The organism is Afifella pfennigii DSM 17143 (genome assembly GCF_000688515.1).
GTDB classification, from domain to species: domain Bacteria; phylum Pseudomonadota; class Alphaproteobacteria; order Rhizobiales; family Afifellaceae; genus Afifella; species Afifella pfennigii.
In genome coordinates, this window is record NZ_JHZK01000021.1 from 35,861 (window position 1) to 52,946 (window position 17,086).

General features: G+C 66.7%; 11 protein-coding genes. 4 read left to right on the top strand and 7 right to left on the bottom strand.

What is annotated here, in order from left to right:
- Positions 1–3 precede the first annotated feature (3 nt).
- Positions 4–2,154 (bottom strand): transglycosylase domain-containing protein, encoded by a 2,151-nt coding sequence (locus Q331_RS21750; protein ID WP_051631179.1) that lies wholly within the window; start codon positions 2,152–2,154, stop codon positions 4–6.
- 133 nt (positions 2,155–2,287) lie between these two features.
- Between Q331_RS21750 and Q331_RS0114125 the strand changes: the two genes are divergently transcribed.
- Positions 2,288–2,749, top strand: coding sequence for a YcgN family cysteine cluster protein (locus tag Q331_RS0114125; RefSeq protein ID WP_034492326.1), 462 nt, complete (start codon positions 2,288–2,290; stop codon positions 2,747–2,749).
- A gap of 25 nt (positions 2,750–2,774) precedes the next feature.
- Here Q331_RS0114125 and Q331_RS23125 read toward each other — a convergent pair whose 3' ends face one another.
- On the bottom strand, positions 2,775–4,004 hold the full coding sequence (locus Q331_RS23125; RefSeq protein WP_051631180.1) for a sensor histidine kinase: 1,230 nt from the start codon (positions 4,002–4,004) through the stop codon (positions 2,775–2,777).
- Between the two features lie 302 nt (positions 4,005–4,306).
- Here Q331_RS23125 and Q331_RS0114135 point away from each other — a divergent pair, with 302 nt between their 5' ends.
- Complete coding sequence (locus tag Q331_RS0114135) at positions 4,307–5,416, top strand: OpgC family protein (RefSeq protein ID WP_026381220.1); 1,110 nt, start codon at positions 4,307–4,309, stop codon at positions 5,414–5,416.
- Between the two features lie 17 nt (positions 5,417–5,433).
- Here Q331_RS0114135 and Q331_RS0114140 read toward each other — a convergent pair whose 3' ends face one another.
- Both Q331_RS0114140 and pepN read right to left on the bottom strand, forming a co-directional pair.
- Positions 5,434–7,785, bottom strand: a complete 2,352-nt coding sequence (locus tag Q331_RS0114140) for a PAS domain-containing sensor histidine kinase (protein WP_026381221.1) — start codon at positions 7,783–7,785, stop codon at positions 5,434–5,436.
- 111 nt (positions 7,786–7,896) lie between these two features.
- On the bottom strand, positions 7,897–10,560 hold the full coding sequence (gene pepN, locus Q331_RS0114145) for an aminopeptidase N (RefSeq protein ID WP_026381222.1): 2,664 nt from the start codon (positions 10,558–10,560) through the stop codon (positions 7,897–7,899).
- Positions 10,561–10,733: 173 nt separating this feature from the next.
- Here pepN and Q331_RS0114150 point away from each other — a divergent pair, with 173 nt between their 5' ends.
- Together Q331_RS0114150 and Q331_RS23485 are read left to right on the top strand one after the other, a co-directional pair.
- The gene (locus tag Q331_RS0114150; protein WP_034492310.1) at positions 10,734–11,303 is read left to right on the top strand and encodes an NUDIX domain-containing protein; all 570 of its coding nucleotides are present in this window, start codon (positions 10,734–10,736) and stop codon (positions 11,301–11,303) included.
- 109 nt (positions 11,304–11,412) lie between these two features.
- Positions 11,413–11,583: a DUF1328 domain-containing protein gene (locus Q331_RS23485; RefSeq protein WP_026381224.1), complete on the top strand. Its 171-nt coding sequence runs from the start codon at positions 11,413–11,415 to the stop codon at positions 11,581–11,583.
- Positions 11,584–11,818: 235 nt separating this feature from the next.
- Here the strand turns inward: Q331_RS23485 and fdhF are convergent, their stop codons facing one another.
- Genes fdhF through Q331_RS0114170 form a run of 3 tightly spaced genes read right to left on the bottom strand, consistent with a single transcriptional unit; the run spans position 11,819 to position 16,946 of the window.
- Complete coding sequence (fdhF, locus tag Q331_RS0114160; protein ID WP_026381225.1) at positions 11,819–14,641, bottom strand: formate dehydrogenase subunit alpha; 2,823 nt, start codon at positions 14,639–14,641, stop codon at positions 11,819–11,821.
- Positions 14,638–15,273 (bottom strand): LysE family translocator, encoded by a 636-nt coding sequence (locus Q331_RS0114165; RefSeq protein ID WP_026381226.1) that lies wholly within the window; start codon positions 15,271–15,273, stop codon positions 14,638–14,640. Before Q331_RS0114165 ends, fdhF begins: the two co-directional genes overlap by 4 nt.
- Positions 15,273–16,946, bottom strand: a complete 1,674-nt coding sequence (locus Q331_RS0114170; protein WP_026381227.1) for an NADH-ubiquinone oxidoreductase-F iron-sulfur binding region domain-containing protein — start codon at positions 16,944–16,946, stop codon at positions 15,273–15,275. The genes Q331_RS0114165 and Q331_RS0114170 overlap by 1 nt, the downstream gene beginning before the upstream one ends.
- Positions 16,947–17,086 lie beyond the last annotated feature (140 nt).

Genomic DNA, 17,086 nt, shown 5'->3' on the forward strand with positions numbered 1-17,086 from the left:
CTCCTATTGCGTGGCCAGACGGCTCTCGGAGACGACCGAGGCTTCACGCTTCAAGCTCGAGGCGGCGTGATCGGCGCTCTTGGCGCGCTGCTCCACGCGGTCCAAAAGGCTCTCCGTCTCCGGGGCGAGCCGGCCGGAGCCGGCGATCAGGTCCTCGCCCTCCGCAAGCCCCTCCGCGATCGGCACTTCCTCGTCCGGTATCGCCGGCAGCGGAATGCCGGGCAGCGGCTTGCGCTCGATATTGGCCTCCGCCACGCGCATGTATTTCTGCCAGGTCATGGCCGGCAGGTTGCCGCCGGTGAGGCGTCGCGTGCTGGTGAAATTGTCGTTGCCGAGCCACACCGCGGTGGAGAAGTTGCCGGTATAGCCGACGAACCAGGCGTCGCGGTAAGCCTGGGTGGTGCCGGTCTTGCCGGCGACGCTGACGCCTGGGATGCGTGCCCGCCGGCCGGTTCCGTTCTCGGCGACGTTGTGCATCATCTGCACCATGTTGAGCGCCACTTCCTCGTCGAGCACGCGCTCTGGCGGTCCGTTGGCGCGGTTGAAATCCCAGATCGGCTCGCCCTCGTTGCTCAGGATGCGGGTGACGCCATGCGGGCGGACCTTGTAGCCGCCCGAGGCGAAGGCGGCGTATCCGGTCGCCTGGTCGAGCACGGTGACCTCCGAAGTGCCGAGCGGCAGGGAGCGGGTGACGCGGATCGGTGTTTGCACGCCGAGCCGCGCGGCCATGTCGGCGATCGGCTGGCGGCCGAAGCCGATGGAAAGGCGCACCGGGATGGTGTTGATCGACTTGGTGAGCGCCGTCATCAGCGTGACCCGGCCGCGATAGCGGCGCGAATAGTTCTGCGGCGACCAATTGCCGATGGAGACGGGCGCGTCGACGACGATGCTGGCCGGCGTATAGCCGTTCTCCAGCGCCACCGCATAGGTGTAGGGTTTGAAGGAAGAGCCGGGCTGGCGCAGCGCGTTGGTGGCGCGGTTGAAGGTGGAGACGCCATAGTCGCGCCCGCCCACCATGGCGCGCACCGCGCCGGACATGTCCATGGATACGAGCGCGGCCTGCTTGACGCCGTAGGCGGTGCCGGATTCGCGCAAGCTGGATTCCACGGCCAGCTCGGCGGCGCGCTGCAGGCGCATATCGAGCGTGGTGCGCGCCACCAGGTTGCGCTCGCCGGTCGGCACCAGTCGCTTGACCTGCTGGAAGGCCCAGTCGAGGAAATAGTCCGGCGAGGCGGTGGCCGCGCGCGAGATGGGCGTTGCCGGATGCCGTCTTGCGCCGATCACCTGGCCCTCGGTCATGAAGCCGCCCTGCACCAGGTTGGTCAGCACCACATTGGCCCGCGCCCGCGCCGCCGGCAGGTTGATATGCGGCGCATAGCGCGTCGGCGCCTTGAACAGGCCGGCGAGCATCGCCGATTCCTCCAGCCTCAGATCGGTGACCGGCTTGCCGAAATAGAACTGCGAGGCGGCACCGACGCCGAAGGCGCCGCCGCCCATATAGGCGCGGTCCAGATAGAGCTTCAGGATTTCGCGCTTGGTCAGGTTCGCCTCCAGCCACATGGCGAGGTAGGCTTCCTTGATCTTGCGCTCCAAGGTGCGTTCGTTGGAAAGGAAGAGGTTCTTGGCCAGCTGCTGGGTGATGGAGGAGCCGCCCTGCACCACGCCGCCCGCCTTGGCGTTTTCCACAAGGGCGCGGAACGTGCCGACGACGTCGATGCCGAAATGCTCAAAGAAGCGCCGGTCCTCGGTCGCCAGCACCGCCTGAATGAGGTGATCGGGCAATTGGTCGAGGCCGAACTGCACCTCCTGCAAGACGCCGCGCTTGCCGATCTCGTTGCCGTAGCGGTCGAGGAAGGTGACGGAGTAATCCGCCTGCGAGCGCCAGTTCTTCGTCACCGCGTCGAAGGCGGGAACGGCGAGCGCGACGAGCAGCAGCGCTCCGGCCACGCCGAGGGTGAAACCTTCCGACAGAAGCTCGAAAAAGGGCCGCTTCCAGCCCGTCGCATGGAAACGGCGGAAGAACAGGGTGATCCGCTCCCAGGCCATGCCCGAACTCTGGCCGAGCTCGAAGAAGAAGGTGTCGATCGCCGAATCGACCTCCAGCGCCCGGAAGAGGCGCCACGATTTCTTCTTGCTGGAAAACGGGTCGCGCATGGACAGGAATGTCGTAGCCAGCCGTCGCGGCGGCTTCCTCGCCTCTGTTCTAGCACGATTTGTGTATTTGATAAGGGTGCGGACTTCTCATGCGCCGGCGGGCATGCTCAAGGTTCTGGCGATGAATGGAAAGATGACCGGCCGGAAAGCCTTCTGGCGAGACAAGCGGCTCGAGGAGCTGAGCGCCGAGGAATGGGAGGCGCTTTGCGACGGCTGCGGTCGCTGCTGCCTCAACAAGCTGGAGGATTTCGACACCGGCGAGATCTCCTGGACCAATATCGCCTGCCGGCTCTACGACGAGACGGAATGTCGTTGCCTGGACTATGCCAACCGGGCGCGCGAGATGCCCGATTGCGTGCCGCTCACGCCACAAAATGTGCGCGAGATCGACTGGCTGCCGCCGAGCTGCGCCTACCGCCTCGTCGCGGAGGGCCGCGATCTCTACTGGTGGCACCATCTCCTCTCCGGCTCGCGCCAGACCGTGCACGAGGCCGGCATCTCCACCCGCGGGCGCACCGTCTCCGAATGCGACGTGGAGGTGACGGATTGGGAGGACTTTCTCGTCGACTGGCCGACCGCCGAGCCGGCCGAGTAGCGCCTCCGCCTGATCGCGGGAGGCTTCAGCTGGCGGCGGCGAGCGGGAAGGCGCGCGTCACGTCCTTCTCGTCCTCCTGCGCGGTGCGCGGCCTCAGCTCCGCCAGCGGGATGGAAAGCGCGTAGGAGAAGCCGTTGGCGCCCAATTCGCGGCGCATCTTGGCGCGCAGGGTCTGCGGCACGGCGAATTCCAGAAGCTTGGTGCCGAAGCCGGCCTCAGCTCGGCTGTCGGCGGCCGTGGCGGAAGTGGAGACGGCCTCGCCCTGCCGGTTCGGCGCCTTCCCCCGCGCCACCTCTTCGCACCAGTGAAGCTGCACGGCAGGGCCGTCCTTGGCGGCTCCCTCCGTGCCGGCCTCCTCGACGCGCCAGCTCACCGTGACCTTCCCATCCGCTTTGGAAAGGGCGCCGTATTTCACCGCGTTGGTGGCCAATTCGTGCACCGCGAGCCCGATCTGCTGCGCCGCCTCCGGGCGGATGCGCAAGGACGGTCCGTCGATGCGGATGCGCTCGCCGAAGGCGGCGCGATAATGCTCAAGCTGGCTCTCGATGAGAGCGGACAGCTCCACTTCTTCGCGCTCGCCGCGCGCCACCGCGTCGAGCGCTGCGGCGAGCGAGGAAAGGCGCCCGGAAAGTTTGCTCAGGAACTCGGTCTTGTCGCTGGAGGAAGCGGCGGTCTGCGAGGCCAGGCTCTGCACCACCGTCATCAGGTTCTTGGAGCGGTGCACGACCTCGCGTGTCAGAACCTCCAGCCGCTGATTGGCCTCTTCCAGTTCGGCCGTGCGCTCCGCCACCCGCGCTTCCAGCTCCTGGCGCGCCTTGCCGAGCTCCGCCAGCGTCTCGCGATGGGCGGCAATTTCCGCCTCCAGCCTGTCGTTGCTCTCTTGCAGCTGGGCCGGGCTCGGCAGGGCGGCGAGCTTTGGAATGAGCAGGAAGACGACGAGGGCGGTCGTCACCGAGACGAGAGCCGTCAGCGCTTTGACGATGCCTTGAAGCTCGTAGACGGGATACCAGAGCGTGACGAGCCCGAAGAGATGGGTGAGGCCGCATAAGAGAATGAAGGCGGCGAAGAGGATGGGCAGATAGTTGAGGCGTATGTCGGGCCGCCGCCGCAGGAAAAGCAGAATGCCGGCTGGAATCGCCGCATAGGCAAGGAAGATGAAAAGGTCGGCGATGGCGTGGAGGCTGACCAGCCACGGATTCCATAAAAGGCAATAGCCATGCGCCATGAAAGACGCCGCATTCACGATGTCGAGCATCTCGTTGTGTCGGTCTTCTTGAAGGTAAGCGTATCGACCGCGACCCTTAGCAGAAAGCGGCCGCTTCCCCGGGATTATTTGCTTTGCCGGAGAAGGTTATGCCGCCCGGCCCATCGGCTGGCGGCGGTGCGCCCGTCTGCAGGTGGCCCGCAAAGAAAGGGCTTGCAACAAGCTTGCCCACGCGCGAAGGGGCTTTGCCCTTTTCCCGCCCTTTTGCCGCGCCATGGGCGCTTTTCCGTGACGCACCCTACGGCTAGGGATGCGGCCGCAATCTACCGCCAACAGAGCGATCGAGTGAAAACGTGGCCCGCGCGCCGAATGCAGTCGATTTCTGGCGCGGCTTCGCGCTGGTCTCCATCTTCGTCAACCACGTCCCCGGCAACATCTACGGGGCGCTGACGCATCGCAACGTCTCGTTCTCCGATTCGGCCGATCTCTTCGTCTTCCTGGCCGGCTGGGCGCTGCGCATCGTCACCGACCGGGCCGGCTGCGAAGCCGGGAGCTTCCAGCCCTTGGCGTTGCGGCTTCTCGCCCGCTCGTGGAAGATTTATGCCGCCCAGCTCGTCAGCGTGTTTCTGGCGATCGCCATCCTGGCCGCCGCGGCGCTTCTGACCCATGACGTCAATTATCTGACCTGGAACAGCGCCCGGCCGATTTTCGAGGCGCCGGTGACGGCCCATATCGGCCTCGTTCTCCTCACCTACCATCTCAATCTCTTCGACATTCTGCCGCTCTACGTCGTGCTGACATTGATGGCGATTCCCTTCGCCTTGCTCGACCGCCGGGCGCCGGCGCTGGTCCTGCCGCTTTCTTTGGCGATCTATGCCGCGACGCTTCTATCGGGCTGGCAGCTGCGGACCTGGCCTTACGAGGGGACCTGGCTGTTCAATCCGTTTTCCTGGCAGCTCATCTTCATTCTCGGCTTCGTGCTCGGCGGCGAGAATGGTGTCGGCGGCTGGGCAAGGCGCCATCTGGTCGCCATCCGCCGGGTGGCGCTGCCGGCATTGCTTGTCTTCGCGGCGGTACAGATCTGGCAGCTGTGGCCGGCCTTTGACGACCTGCCGGCGCCGAAGCTGCTCTTCTCGCTGGACCGGACCTTCGCCGCACCCCTGCGCATCGTCCAGCTTCTGGCGCTGATCGCCGTCTTTTCGGCGGTCTTTCCGTTCATCGCCCGCCATGCCGGAGGTCTCGTCGGCTTCCTGTCGCGGCTTGGCCGCAACTCGCTCTACGTCTTTTGCGTCGGCTCCATCCTGAGCCTCCTTGGCCTTATCGTCCGCGTCGAGATGGGGGGCGGCGTGGTGCTCGACACGGCGACGGTGGCGCTCGGCATCGCCGCGCTTTGGCTCACCGCCTGGCTCGCCGAGACGCCGCGCCGCAGCCAGAGGCCGAACGCGGCGACGGAGCGCGTCTGAGGTGAGCCCGCAAGGCCTCAGCTCGCCGCCGCCATCTCCTCGCCCGGCTCATTCTGGCTGAGCGGCAGGAACAGCGTCACGCGCGTGCCCACGCCCTCGCTCGATTCGATCTGCATCTCGCCCTGATGCAGCTGGACGAGCGACTGGGTGATGGCGAGGCCGAGCCCGGAGCCCTTATGGTCGCGGGTGAGCTGGCTCTGCACCTGCTCGAAGGGCCGTCCGAGCCGCTCCAGCGCCTTCTTGGCGATGCCGACGCCGGTGTCTTCCACGATGATGATGGCCTGCTCGCCCTGGCGCCTGGCCAGCACCTTCACCGAGCCCTTCGCCGGGGTGAACTTCACCGCGTTGGAAAGCAGATTGAGGAGCACCTGGCGCAGCGCTTTGCGGTCGCCCTGGAGCGCTAGTCCTTCCTCCACCTCGTGCGTCAGCGAAAGCTCCGCCTCACCCGCCTCCTGGCGGTAGCTCGCCACCACCTCCTCAGTCAGATTGTTCAGCTCCACCTCGCCCATCTCCAGGCGCATCCGCCCCGATTCCAGTCGGGCCATGTCGAGGATGTCGGAGATGATGGACAGAAGGTAGTGGCCGCTATCGAGGATGTCGCTGCAATACTCCTCGTATTTGTCGTCGCCGAGCGGGCCGAAGGCGCCCGATTGCATCATCTCCGAGAAGCCGATGATGGCGTTGAGCGGGGTTCTGAGCTCGTGGCTGACATTGGCCATGAATTCCGATTTGACGCGCGACAGCTCCTCCGCGTGCTCCTTCTCCTGCGCGTATTTCTCGGCCAGCTCCACAAGCTGCTGCGTCTGCGCCTCCAGTTGCTGGCGCGAGCGGCGCAGATCGGCGACGGTCGCCGTCAAGGTGCGCTCGTTCTCCATCAGCTGCGCCTCGTGCTGCTTCAGCGCCGTGATGTCGGTGCCGACGGAGACGAAGCCGCCATCCCTGGTGCGGCGCTCGTTGATCTGCAGCCAGCGCCCGTCCTCGATCCGCGCCTCCACCGAGCGCCCGCCCGGCTGCGGGCTTTCCGAAGCCGGCAGCAGCGAGGCGAATTGCGGGCGCCGGCCGGAGCCCATCACGTCGACATAGGCGGTGCCGGGCCGCACCAGATTGTCTGGCAGGCGGTAGAGCTCCTGATACTTGCTGTTGCACAGGACGAGCCGGTTGGAGGCGTCCCACAGCACGAAGGCTTCCGAGATCGCGTCGATGGCGTCGCGCAGGCGAAGATCGGCCGTGCGCGAGGCCTCCGCGGCGAGCTTGCTTTCGGTGACGTCGACGGCAATGCCGATCCAGTGCGGCTGGCCGTCCGTGTCGCGCACCACCTCGCCGCGGGCGCGCACCCAGATCCATTTCTCCTCTTCGTGGCGCATGCGGAACTCGCGGTCGATCTGCGCCCCCTCCGCTTCGATCAGCGCGTTGGCGAGTTCGATGAGATCGCCGTCATCGGGATGGATGCGTTCCGCAACGTCGCCGGCCGACAGAAGCCCGCTCTTCGGCGGCAGGCCGAGAAGGTCGTACATCGACGGCGACCAGAAGATCGCCCCGCGCGAAAGGTCCCAGTCCCACAAGCCCGAACGGCCGCGCATCAACGCCATATGCACGCGGCTTTGCGTCTCCGAATAGATGCAGTCGGCCTCTTCCGCGCGCGCCGTCTGCGCCTGATAGGCAAAGCCGAGGATGACGAGGATGAGGCTGGTGCCGACGAAGACGGTGACTTCGCGCGACAGACGCGCGCGCCAGGAGGCGTAGGCGGCCGAGAGCGGCTGATAGATCGCCACGGAGCCGACCGCCTCGCCGATATGATGCACCGTGGCGATGACGTCGGTGCCGCTGGGCAGGCGGATATCGAGAACGCCGGCCCTGGCGCCCAGCGTCGTCAGCGGCTGGCCGGGGCCGAGGAAATCCTCCAGCGTCCGGCCGGCGAGGCCGGTTCCGTAGGGCGCGCTCGCCACGATCTTCCCTGAAGGGTCGGCGAGCAGAACGATGCGACCCTCGCCGGTGGCGCCTTCCGGCACGGCGTTGGCGAGGATGCCGTGATAGGTCTCCGACATGGCGGCGGCCGGCATCTGCGCGCGCATCTCCTTCAGATTGTTGGCGACCGCGTTGGCGAGCAGAGCCACCTCGCCGTGCACGCGTCTTTCCAGCTCGCTGTGCGCATCGCTGAGGACGACGGCGCGCATCAGCCCGAGCGCCAGGATGAACAGCACGATGAGGAAGGGGATGAGCCGCCGGATCAGCGGCTCCGCCTGCACCAGGCGCGCATAGGCAGGGTGGATGAACAGGCGCGCATGGCCCGCAAGCGCTTGCCGGTCCAGCCGCCTCAGATGTGGCAGACGCCGGACTGCGGACGCAAGGGCTTCCGGAGCCCGCGCCATTGCCTACCTCCAGTGATAAGGGGGCCCGCACCCCCGAATCAGCTCATTTGAATCTTCTGGAATCCGAATGTCCAGACCTCTCGCGGCATCGCCGGGCGCCTGTGCGCCGGCTCAGGCGAGGGTGCGCAGGATGATGTCGGAGACGTCGGTGGAGAGATCCGGCTGCGCCGCCAGGTCCTTCAGCGCCGTCTCCGCCTCCGCCCAGCGCCTGGGACTGAACAGGCGGTAGCTGCGGAAGCAGGTGGCGAGCCGCGAGGCGACGGACGGGTTGGTGGCGTCCAGGCGCAAAACGGCATCGGCGAGGAAGCGATAGCCCGCCCCGTCCGGCCTGTGGAAGCCGGTAAGGTTGGCCCCGCCGAAGGCCCGCACCAGCGCGTAGACCCGGTTCGGCGTCTTCCAGGAGAAAGCCGGATGCCGCGTCAGCTCTTCAACCAGGTCCAGCGTGTCGTGGCCGGGCCGGGTCGCCTGCACGGAGAACCATTTGTCGAGGACGAGCGGATTGTCGCGGTAGCGCTCGAAGAAGTCGGCGAGCGCCTCCTCGGCACCGCTCAGTCGATGATGCACGATGAGATGCAGCGCCGCGACGCGCACGGTGAGGTTTTCCGCCGTGCGCAAGGCCTCCATGAGGAACGCGCCGTCCCCGCTGGAGGCGACGCGGTAGCGCCAGGCGGCATGGGTGAGGGAGCGCCGGCCGGCATTCATGGCGTCCGGCGAATAACCCGGGTCGGGGGGAGAGCGCCGTGCCGCCTCCGATATGCGTTCGCCGGCAAGGTCGCCGATGTCCGCCGTCAGGGCGTCGCGCACCTCGTGCAGCGCGTCCGGATCGACATCCTTGCCGATGAGCTCCGCCATCTCCGCTTCCGAGGGCAGGGAGAGGGCGAGCGCGCGAAAGGCCGGATCGAAATCCTCGTTCTCCGCCAATTCGCCGAACGCGGCGGCAAGGCGCGGGTCGAAGTCGGCCTCGTGACCCTGATGATGCAGGGCGTAGCCCTCCGCGATGGCGCGGCGCGAAAGATCCTGCAGCGCCTCCCAGCGGTTGAAGGCATCGCTGTCCTGGCGGGCGAGGAAGAAAAGCTCCTCTTCCGAAAGGTCGCTCTCAACCCGCACCGGCGCGGAGAAGCCGCGCAGGAGCGAAGGTACCGCGCCCGCTTTGAGGCCGGTGAAGGTGAGCTCCAGCTCGTCCTCCCCGAGAAGGATGAGCCCCCGTTCCAGGGCGGCGCCTTGGTCGGCCAGCTTTTCCGCCCCCTTAGCCTCCGCGAAAGACAGGTCCTGCCCGTCCGGGCCGACGAGGCCGAAGGCGAGCGGGATGAGCTGCGCCCGCTTGGGCTTGCCGTCCGGCGTCTCTGGCAGTTCCTGCTTCAGGTGCAGGCTCAAAGTGCCGGCCTTCGCGTCGTGGGCGTGGCGCACCGCGACTTTCGGCGTGCCCGCCTGATGATACCAAAGGGCGAACTGCGAGAGATCGGCGCCGGTGGCATCGGCGAATGCGGCGAGGAAGTCCTCGATGGTGACGGCGCCGCCGTCATGGCGGGCGAAATAAAGGTCCATGCCGGCGCCAAAGCCTTCCTCGCCCAGCACCGTCTTCAGCATGCGGCAGATTTCGGCGCCCTTCACATAGACGGTCGCGGTGTAGAAGTTGTTGATCTCGCGATAGGCGGTCGGGCGCACCGGATGGGCGAGGGGGCCGGCATCCTCCGGGAACTGCGCCTGGCGCAAGCCGATGACGTCGCCGATCCGCTTCACCGGCCGCGAGCGCATATCGGCGGAAAATTCCTGGTCGCGGAAGACGGTGAGGCCTTCCTTCAGGCACAGCTGGAACCAGTCGCGGCAGGTGATGCGGTTGCCGGTCCAATTGTGGAAGTATTCGTGGGCGATGACGCCTTCCACATGCGCATAGTCGCTGTCGGTGCCGGTCTCCGCGTCGACCAGCACGTATTTGTCGTTGAAGACGTTGAGGCCCTTGTTCTCCATCGCGCCCATGTTGAAGTCGGAGACGGCGACGATGTTGAAGACGTCGAGGTCGTATTCGCGCCCGTAAACCTCCTCGTCCCAGCGCATGGAGCGCTTCAGCGCGTCCATGGCGTAGTGGCAGCGCTCCTCCTTGCCGTGCTCGCAGTAGATGGCGAGACGCACGCGCCGGCCGGACTGCGTGACGAAGATATCGTGAATGGCGCCGAGATCGCCGGCGACGAGGGCGAAGAGATAGGAGGGTTTGGGAAAGGGGTCGTGCCAGATGGCGTAATGCCGGTCGGTGCCGGCAAGCGGACCGCTTTCGGTGAGGTTGCCGTTGGAAAGCAGCACCGGCACCTCGGCGGCGGACGCCTCGATGCGCACCGTATAGACGGCGAGCACGTCCGGCCGGTCGTAGAAATAGGTGATGCGCCGGAAACCCTCTGCCTCGCATTGCGTCGTGTAGATGCCGGAGGAGCGGTAAAGCCCCATCAGCGCCGTATTGGCGTCCGCATCAACCTCCGTCACCGTCTCCAGGCAAAACGGCTCGGCCGGCGGATGCAGGACGGTGAGGCGGTCGGGCGTTGCCTCGTATTCGGTATCGGCAAGGCGCCGGCCGTCGATCGCGACGGAGACAAGCTTCAGCCCGTCGCCGTCGAGGCTGAGGGGAGGGGGCGGACCGCCTGCCTCGCGCTGTCGCAGGTTGAGGCTGGCGGCGACGCGCGTCCTTCTCGGCGCCAGGGAGAAATCGAGCGCGACGGCGTCGATGACGTAGTCGGTCGGGCGGTAATCTTCCAGCCGCACGAGCGGGGCCGCGTTTTTTTGCATGCTGCTTTCCTCGCGCCTGCGCCCGCATTTAGAGATGAATGACGGGTGTGGGAAGTCGTTTTGCCGAGTGAAGGCTTTCTGACGCGGCGCCATGTCTTACGCAAGGGCAGGCTCTATCCTTATCCTTTCGGCCCGGCATTGACGCGCCTTTGAGAGCCGGGCAAGCGGGGACGATGAACGAGACGAAGCCGACCATCCTCTCCCGACGCATCCTCTATGAGGGCTGGAACCGTCTTCACGAGGTGGTCGTGTCGGGCCGCACCGGCGAGCACAAGCGCGAGATCGTCGATCACGGCGATGCGGCCAGTATCCTGCCCTATGACCCTGAGCGCCGGACTTGCCTGCTGGTGCGCCAGCTTCGCGCCCCCCTCCTGGTGCGTGGCGGAGGGGATGACGGCTGGCTCCTGGAGGCCTGCGCCGGCATCATAGACCCTGGCGAGACGCCGCAAGAGGCGGCTTTGCGTGAGGCGCGCGAAGAACTCGGCCTCGCCCTCTCGGCGGCCGAGCCGGTCGCAAGCGTCTACGCCGCTCCCGGCTGCCTGAAGGAGCTTTCGCATCTCTTTCTGGCGCCCTACCGCCCGGCGGACCGGGCCGGGGAAGGCGGCGGCAACCACCATGAGGGCGAGGAGATCGAGGTGATCGAGCTTTGCCTTCACGAGCTTTATGCCATGGTCGGCGAGGCAAGGATCGCCGACGCCAAGACGCTGATCCTCGTCCAGACGCTGATGCTGCGCGGAATCTGACGCTCTGTTTCTATGGCGTCTTAGGTTTCGCTCGGCAACCAAATTCCCCCTAGCGGCGTTATACTTGCCGACCGCCCCTGAGGGGGCGCCAAATACGGGAGAATTCGTCATGCTCGGTTGGGCGCTGACCTTTCTGGTCATAGCCTTGATTGCGGCTATTCTTGGTTTTGGTGGCATTGCGGGTACGGCCGTTGGCATCGCCAAGATCATTTTCTTTGTCGCGATCGCCCTCTTCCTGATCTCGGCCGTCTTCGGCGCCGTGCGCGGCCGCCGGGTCTAGCCGGTCAGGATATGTGCAGATCAACGGCCGCCGGCGTCGCCGGCGGCCTTTTCTATGGTCTGCGGTTTTCGCTTTCGCTATGCCCGGGCCCGACCCGGGCATCCGTGCCATTGCCGCTAAGATTTGCTTCGGCGCCGAGGGGTGGGCCGCCGGATCAAGTCCGGCGATGACGACAGAGAGCGAATTTGACCTCGGGCCATGTCACAGCCCGGCGACGACGAGATAGCGTGTCTGCCTACTCAGCCGCCTCGGCGGTCTCCGCCCGCCGCACCCTCGCCGCGCAGAACTTGAACTCCGGGATCTTCCCGAACGGATCGAGCTGCGGGTTGGTCAGAACGTTCGCCGGCGCCTCGTAAAAGCAGAAGGGGATGAACACCATGCCCGGCGGCACGTCGCGGTCGGCGCGCAGCGTCAGCGAAATGTCGCCGCGGCGCGTCTCCACCACGATGGCGTCTCCGGGGACAAGCCCCATGCGCGTCGCCTCGCGCGGATTGAGCGAGGCGACGGCGACCGGCTCCAGCGCGTTCAGCGCATCGGCGCGGCGCGTCATGGCGCCGGTATGCCAATGCTCCAGCATGCGGCCCGTCGTCAGCACCATCGGATAGGCCTCGTCCGGAAGCTCGTCCGGCGGCGTCAGGTCGGCCGGCACGAGCCGCGCCCGCCCGTCCTTGGTCGGGAAGCCGGAGGAAAAGACGATTTCATTGCCGGGCTTGTCATCAGCATCGGCCGGATAGGTGACGGAGCCTTCCCGCTCCAGCCGCTCCCAGGAAATGTGGTCGAGCGAGCGCATATGCGAGCGCATCTCCTCATAGACCTCCGGGACGCCGCAATACGACCAGCCAAGGCCGATGCGGTTGGCGATCTCCGCGATCAGCTCCCAATCCTGGCGCGCTTCGCCCGGCAGGGGCAGCACCGGCCGGCCGATCTGCACCTGACGGTTGGTGTTGGTGTAGGTGCCGAGCTTTTCGGCATGGCTGGAGGCCGGCAGCACCACATCGGCGTGGAAGGCGGTCTCTGTCAGGAAGATATCCTGCACGACGAGATGGTCGAGCTTGGCGAGCGCGGCGCGGGCATGGTGCTGGTCGGGATCGGACATGGCCGGGTTCTCGCCGAGGATGTACATGGCCCGGATTTCGCCCGCATGGATGGCGTCGACGATTTCCACCACGGTCAGGCCGCGCTCGGGGTCCAGGCTGCGCCCCCAGGCATCCTCGAAATGGCCGCGTATATCCGGATCCTCGACCGAGAGGTAATCGGGATAGACCATCGGGATGAGGCCGGAATCGGAGGCGCCCTGGACGTTGTTCTGCCCGCGCAGGGGATGCAGGCCGGTGCCCGGCCGGCCGATATGGCCGGTGGTCAGCGCCAAGGCGATGAGGCAGCGCGAATTGTCGGTGCCGTGGACATGCTGCGAGATGCCCATGCCCCAGAAGATGATGGAGCGCTCCGAGGTCGCGTAGAGGCGCGCGACCTCGCGGATCGTCTCCGCCGCGACGCCGCAGATCGGCGCCATCTCTTCCGGCGAGAAATCCTTCACCTTCTCTTTGAGCGCGGCAAAGCCGTCGACATGCGCCTGGATATACTGCTCGTCGTAGAGCCTTTCCGCCACGATGACATGCAGCATGGCGTTCAACAGCGCCACGTCGGTGCCCGGCTTGAAGCGCAGGGAGTGCGTGGCATGCCGCATCAGCTCCTGGCCGCGCGGATCGATGACGACAAGCTTGGCGCCCCTTTTCGCCGCCTGCTTGAAATAGGTGGCGGCGACCGGGTGGTTCTGGCTCGGCCTCGCGCCGATGACGATGATGCAATCGGCCTCGTCCACGGCGGTGAAGGGCGCGGAGACACCCCCCGAGCCGATGCCCTCCATCAGCGCGGCGACGGAGGAGGCGTGGCAGAGCCTGGTGCAATGGTCGACATTGTTCGTGCCGAAGCCCTGGCGGATGAGCTTTTGGAAGAGATAGGCCTCCTCGTTGGAGCCCTTGGCCGAGCCGAAGCCGGCGATCGCCTTGCCGCCGTCTTCCGCATGGATGCGTTTCAGGCCTGTTGCCGCCAGCTCCAGCGCCTCCTCCCAGGAGGCTTCACGAAATATCTCTGAAGGGTCGGCCGGATCGAGCATCATGTCGCCGCGCTTGGGCGCGTCGTCGCGGCGGATGAGCGGCTTCCTCAGCCGGTGCGGATGGGCGATGTAATCGTAGCCGAAGCGGCCCTTGACGCAGAGCCGGTTCTCGTTCGCCGGTCCGCCGCGCCCGTCGACCTGGACGATCTTGTCGTCCTTGACGTGAACGCGCGTCTGGCAGCCGACGCCGCAATAGGGGCAGACGCTGTCGACGCTGCGCTCCGCCCAGACGGTGCGGCTGCGCGCCGCCTCGTCCATCAGCGACTTTTCGTAGAGCGCGCCCGTCGGGCAGGCCTGCACGCATTCCCCGCAGGTCACGCAGGTGGAGGCGCCCATCGGGTCGTCGAAATCGAAGACCGGCCGTTCCTCATGGCCGCGGAAGGCCATGCCGATGACGTCGTTGACCTGCACCTCGCGGCAGGCGCGCACGCATAGATTGCATTCGATGCAGGCGTCGAGATTAACAGCGATGGCGACGTTGCTGGCATCGTGCAGCGCCTCGCGGTGAAGGTGCCCGTTGCCCTGCGCCGCGGCTTCCGCATCGTCCTCATCTGTGAATTTGGAGGGAAGGCGCGAAGCGGCAATCCCCATCCGCTCCGTCCATTGCCAGAAGGGCGCGTCGGGGTCCGGATGGCCTTCTCGCGCCGGCTGGTCGGCGAGAAGGAGTTCAAAGACCATCCGCCGCGCCTTTTCGGCCCGCTCGCCGGCCGACGTCACCACCATGCCCTCGCTCGGGGCGCGGATGCAGGAGGCGGCGAGCACCCTTTCGCCCTCCACCTCCACCATGCAGGCGCGGCAATTGCCGTCCGGCCGGTAGCCGGGCTGGTCGAGATGGCAAAGATGGGGAATGCGCGTGCCGTGCCGCTTGGCCACCTGCCAGATGGTCTCGCCGGGCCGGGCCGTGACCTCTTTGCCGTCGAGGGTGAAGGTGATGTCGGTCATGCGCGCATCTCCCGGATGCCGTCGAGGACGAGCTTGCCGCCGAGCGCCCCGAAGACGAGGCCGAAAAGCCCCTCCACAAGGCGCGCGAAGCGCCCATAGGCGCGCATGGCGAGCCCGGTGGAGAACAGGAAGGCGTAGGCGCCGTAGATGAGCGCCGCGGTGAGGAAGGCGAGCGGCCCGAAGGCGAAGACCTCGAGCGCCGAAAGCCCGGCGCCGAAAAGGAAGGTGCCGACGGCCGTCCACATCAGCGCGGCTTTGGGATTGGTCAGCACCACGAGGAGACCCCGCCGCAAGGCCGCCGCCGGCGCCATCGGCGCCTGGCTGACGCGAATGGCGCCCATCTTGCCGGTGAGCGCCGCCTTCACCGCCTTGACGCCGAGATAAAGAAGATAGGCCCCGCCGATGAGCTTCATCGCCGTCATGAAGGAGGGATAGAGCGCCAGCACGGCGGCGAGCCCGAAGGCGACGGCCGAGGACCAGACGAGCACGCCGCAGGCGACGCCGAGCACCGTCATCAGCGCCGAGCGCCGCCCCTGGCCGAGCGCCACGCCGGCGACGGCGAGCATGTTCGGCCCCGGCGCGGCCTGGGCGAGGATGACGCCGGCGAGCGTGGCGAGATAGGCGCTGAGCATCAGATGTCCTCCCTGAAAAAGGTCAGGAGATGATTGACCGGGTTCGGCGCCGCCTGGCCGAGCCCGCAGATGGAAGCGTCGCGCATCACCGCCTCAAGGTCGCGCAGCACCTCCTCTTCCAGCGGTCCGTCCTTCAGAAGCTGGACGAGCTTTTCGGTGCCGGAGCGGCAGGGCGTGCACTGGCCGCAGCTTTCATGGGCGAAGAAGCGCATCAGGTTGAGCGCGACCTCGCGGATATTGTCCTCTTGCGACAGGACCACGATGGCGTGCGAGCCGATGAAGCCCTTGGCGCTGTCGAACTTGCCGAAATCGAGTGGCGTATCGGCCATGTTCGCCGGAAAGATGCCGCCCGAGGCGCCGCCCGGCAGAAAGGCCTTCAGTTCATGGCCTTCCGCCATGCCGCCGCAATGCTCGGCGACAAGCTCGGTGAGCGTGATGCCGGCCGGGGCGACCTTGACGCCCGGCTCCGCCACCCGGCCGGAGACGGAATAGGAGCGCAGGCCCTTGGAGCCGTTGCGCCCCTGCTCGGCGAACCAGTCGCCGCCCTTCTCGATGATGTCGCGCACCCACCACAGCGTTTCCACATTGTGGTTCAGCGTCGGGCGGGCAAAGAGGCCCTTTTCCGCGATATAGGGGGGGCGGTGGCGGGGCAGGCCGCGCTTGCCCTCGATGGATTCCAGCATCGCCGATTCCTCGCCGCAGACATAGGCGCCGGCGCCGCGGCGAAGCTCCAGGAAGCCGGGTTCGGCGATGCCGGCTTCCTCCAGCGCGGCGATCTCGCGGGCGAGGATTTCAAGCACCCCCGGATATTCGTCGCGCATATAGATATAGACGCGCTCCGCCTCCACGGCCCAGGCGGCGATGAGAGCCCCTTCCAGCATCCGGTGCGGGTCGGTTTCCAGGTAATGGCGGTCCTTGAAGGTGCCGGGCTCGCCCTCGTCGCCGTTGACGGTGACGTAGCGCGGGCGGGGGAAGGAGCGCACGATCGTCGATTTGCGGCCCGCCGGAAAGCCGGCCCCGCCGAGGCCGCGCAGCCCGGCCTCCTCAAGAACGTCGGAAAGCTCGACCGGCTTCCATTGCCCGGCCCGGCAGGCGGCGAGCAGGGAATAGCCGCCCGCCTCCCGGTAGGCCGTGAGCGGAACATAATCGGCGATCTCGGGACTGAGCTCGCCCGCGGTGAGAAGGCTGCCGATCGTCGGCGCATCGGCATGGCCGAGCGAGCGCCGGCCGAGGAGCGCCGCCGGCGCCTCCGCGCAGCGTCCCATGCACGGTGCGCGCACGACGCGCAGCCTGGCGGGATCGGCCCGCGCCTGCGCCGCCGCGATCAGCCCTTCGGCGCCCGCCAGCATGCAGGAGATGGAATCGCAGATGCGCAAGGTGACGGGCGGCGGCGGCGCCTCGCCCTCCTTCACGATGTCGAAATGGTAATAAAAGCTCGCCACCTCGTAGATTTCGGCCTGCGACAGGCGCATCAGTTGGGCGAGCGCCCTCAGATGCCGCGCCGAAAGATGGCCGTAGCGGTCCTGGATGAGGTGCAGGAACTCAATGAGAAGATCGCGTCGCTTCTCCCCCTCGCCGATAAGCGCCTCCATCTCGGCGAGCGCCGTCTCGTCGAGCTGGCGGCCTTTCGGCTCGGCGTATTTGCGGCGTCTGCCGCCGCTTGGCGCATCCATCCCACACCCTTCGCTTTGCGTGCTTGTTGTCGGCCGCTAAGCGACCGTTTGTCCTCTTGTAGCTGTCCCGCCCCCTTCAGGCCAAGGTGCCGGCCGTGATTTCGCAAGGCTGTTCTCATCGCGTCGCCATCGGACGCGCG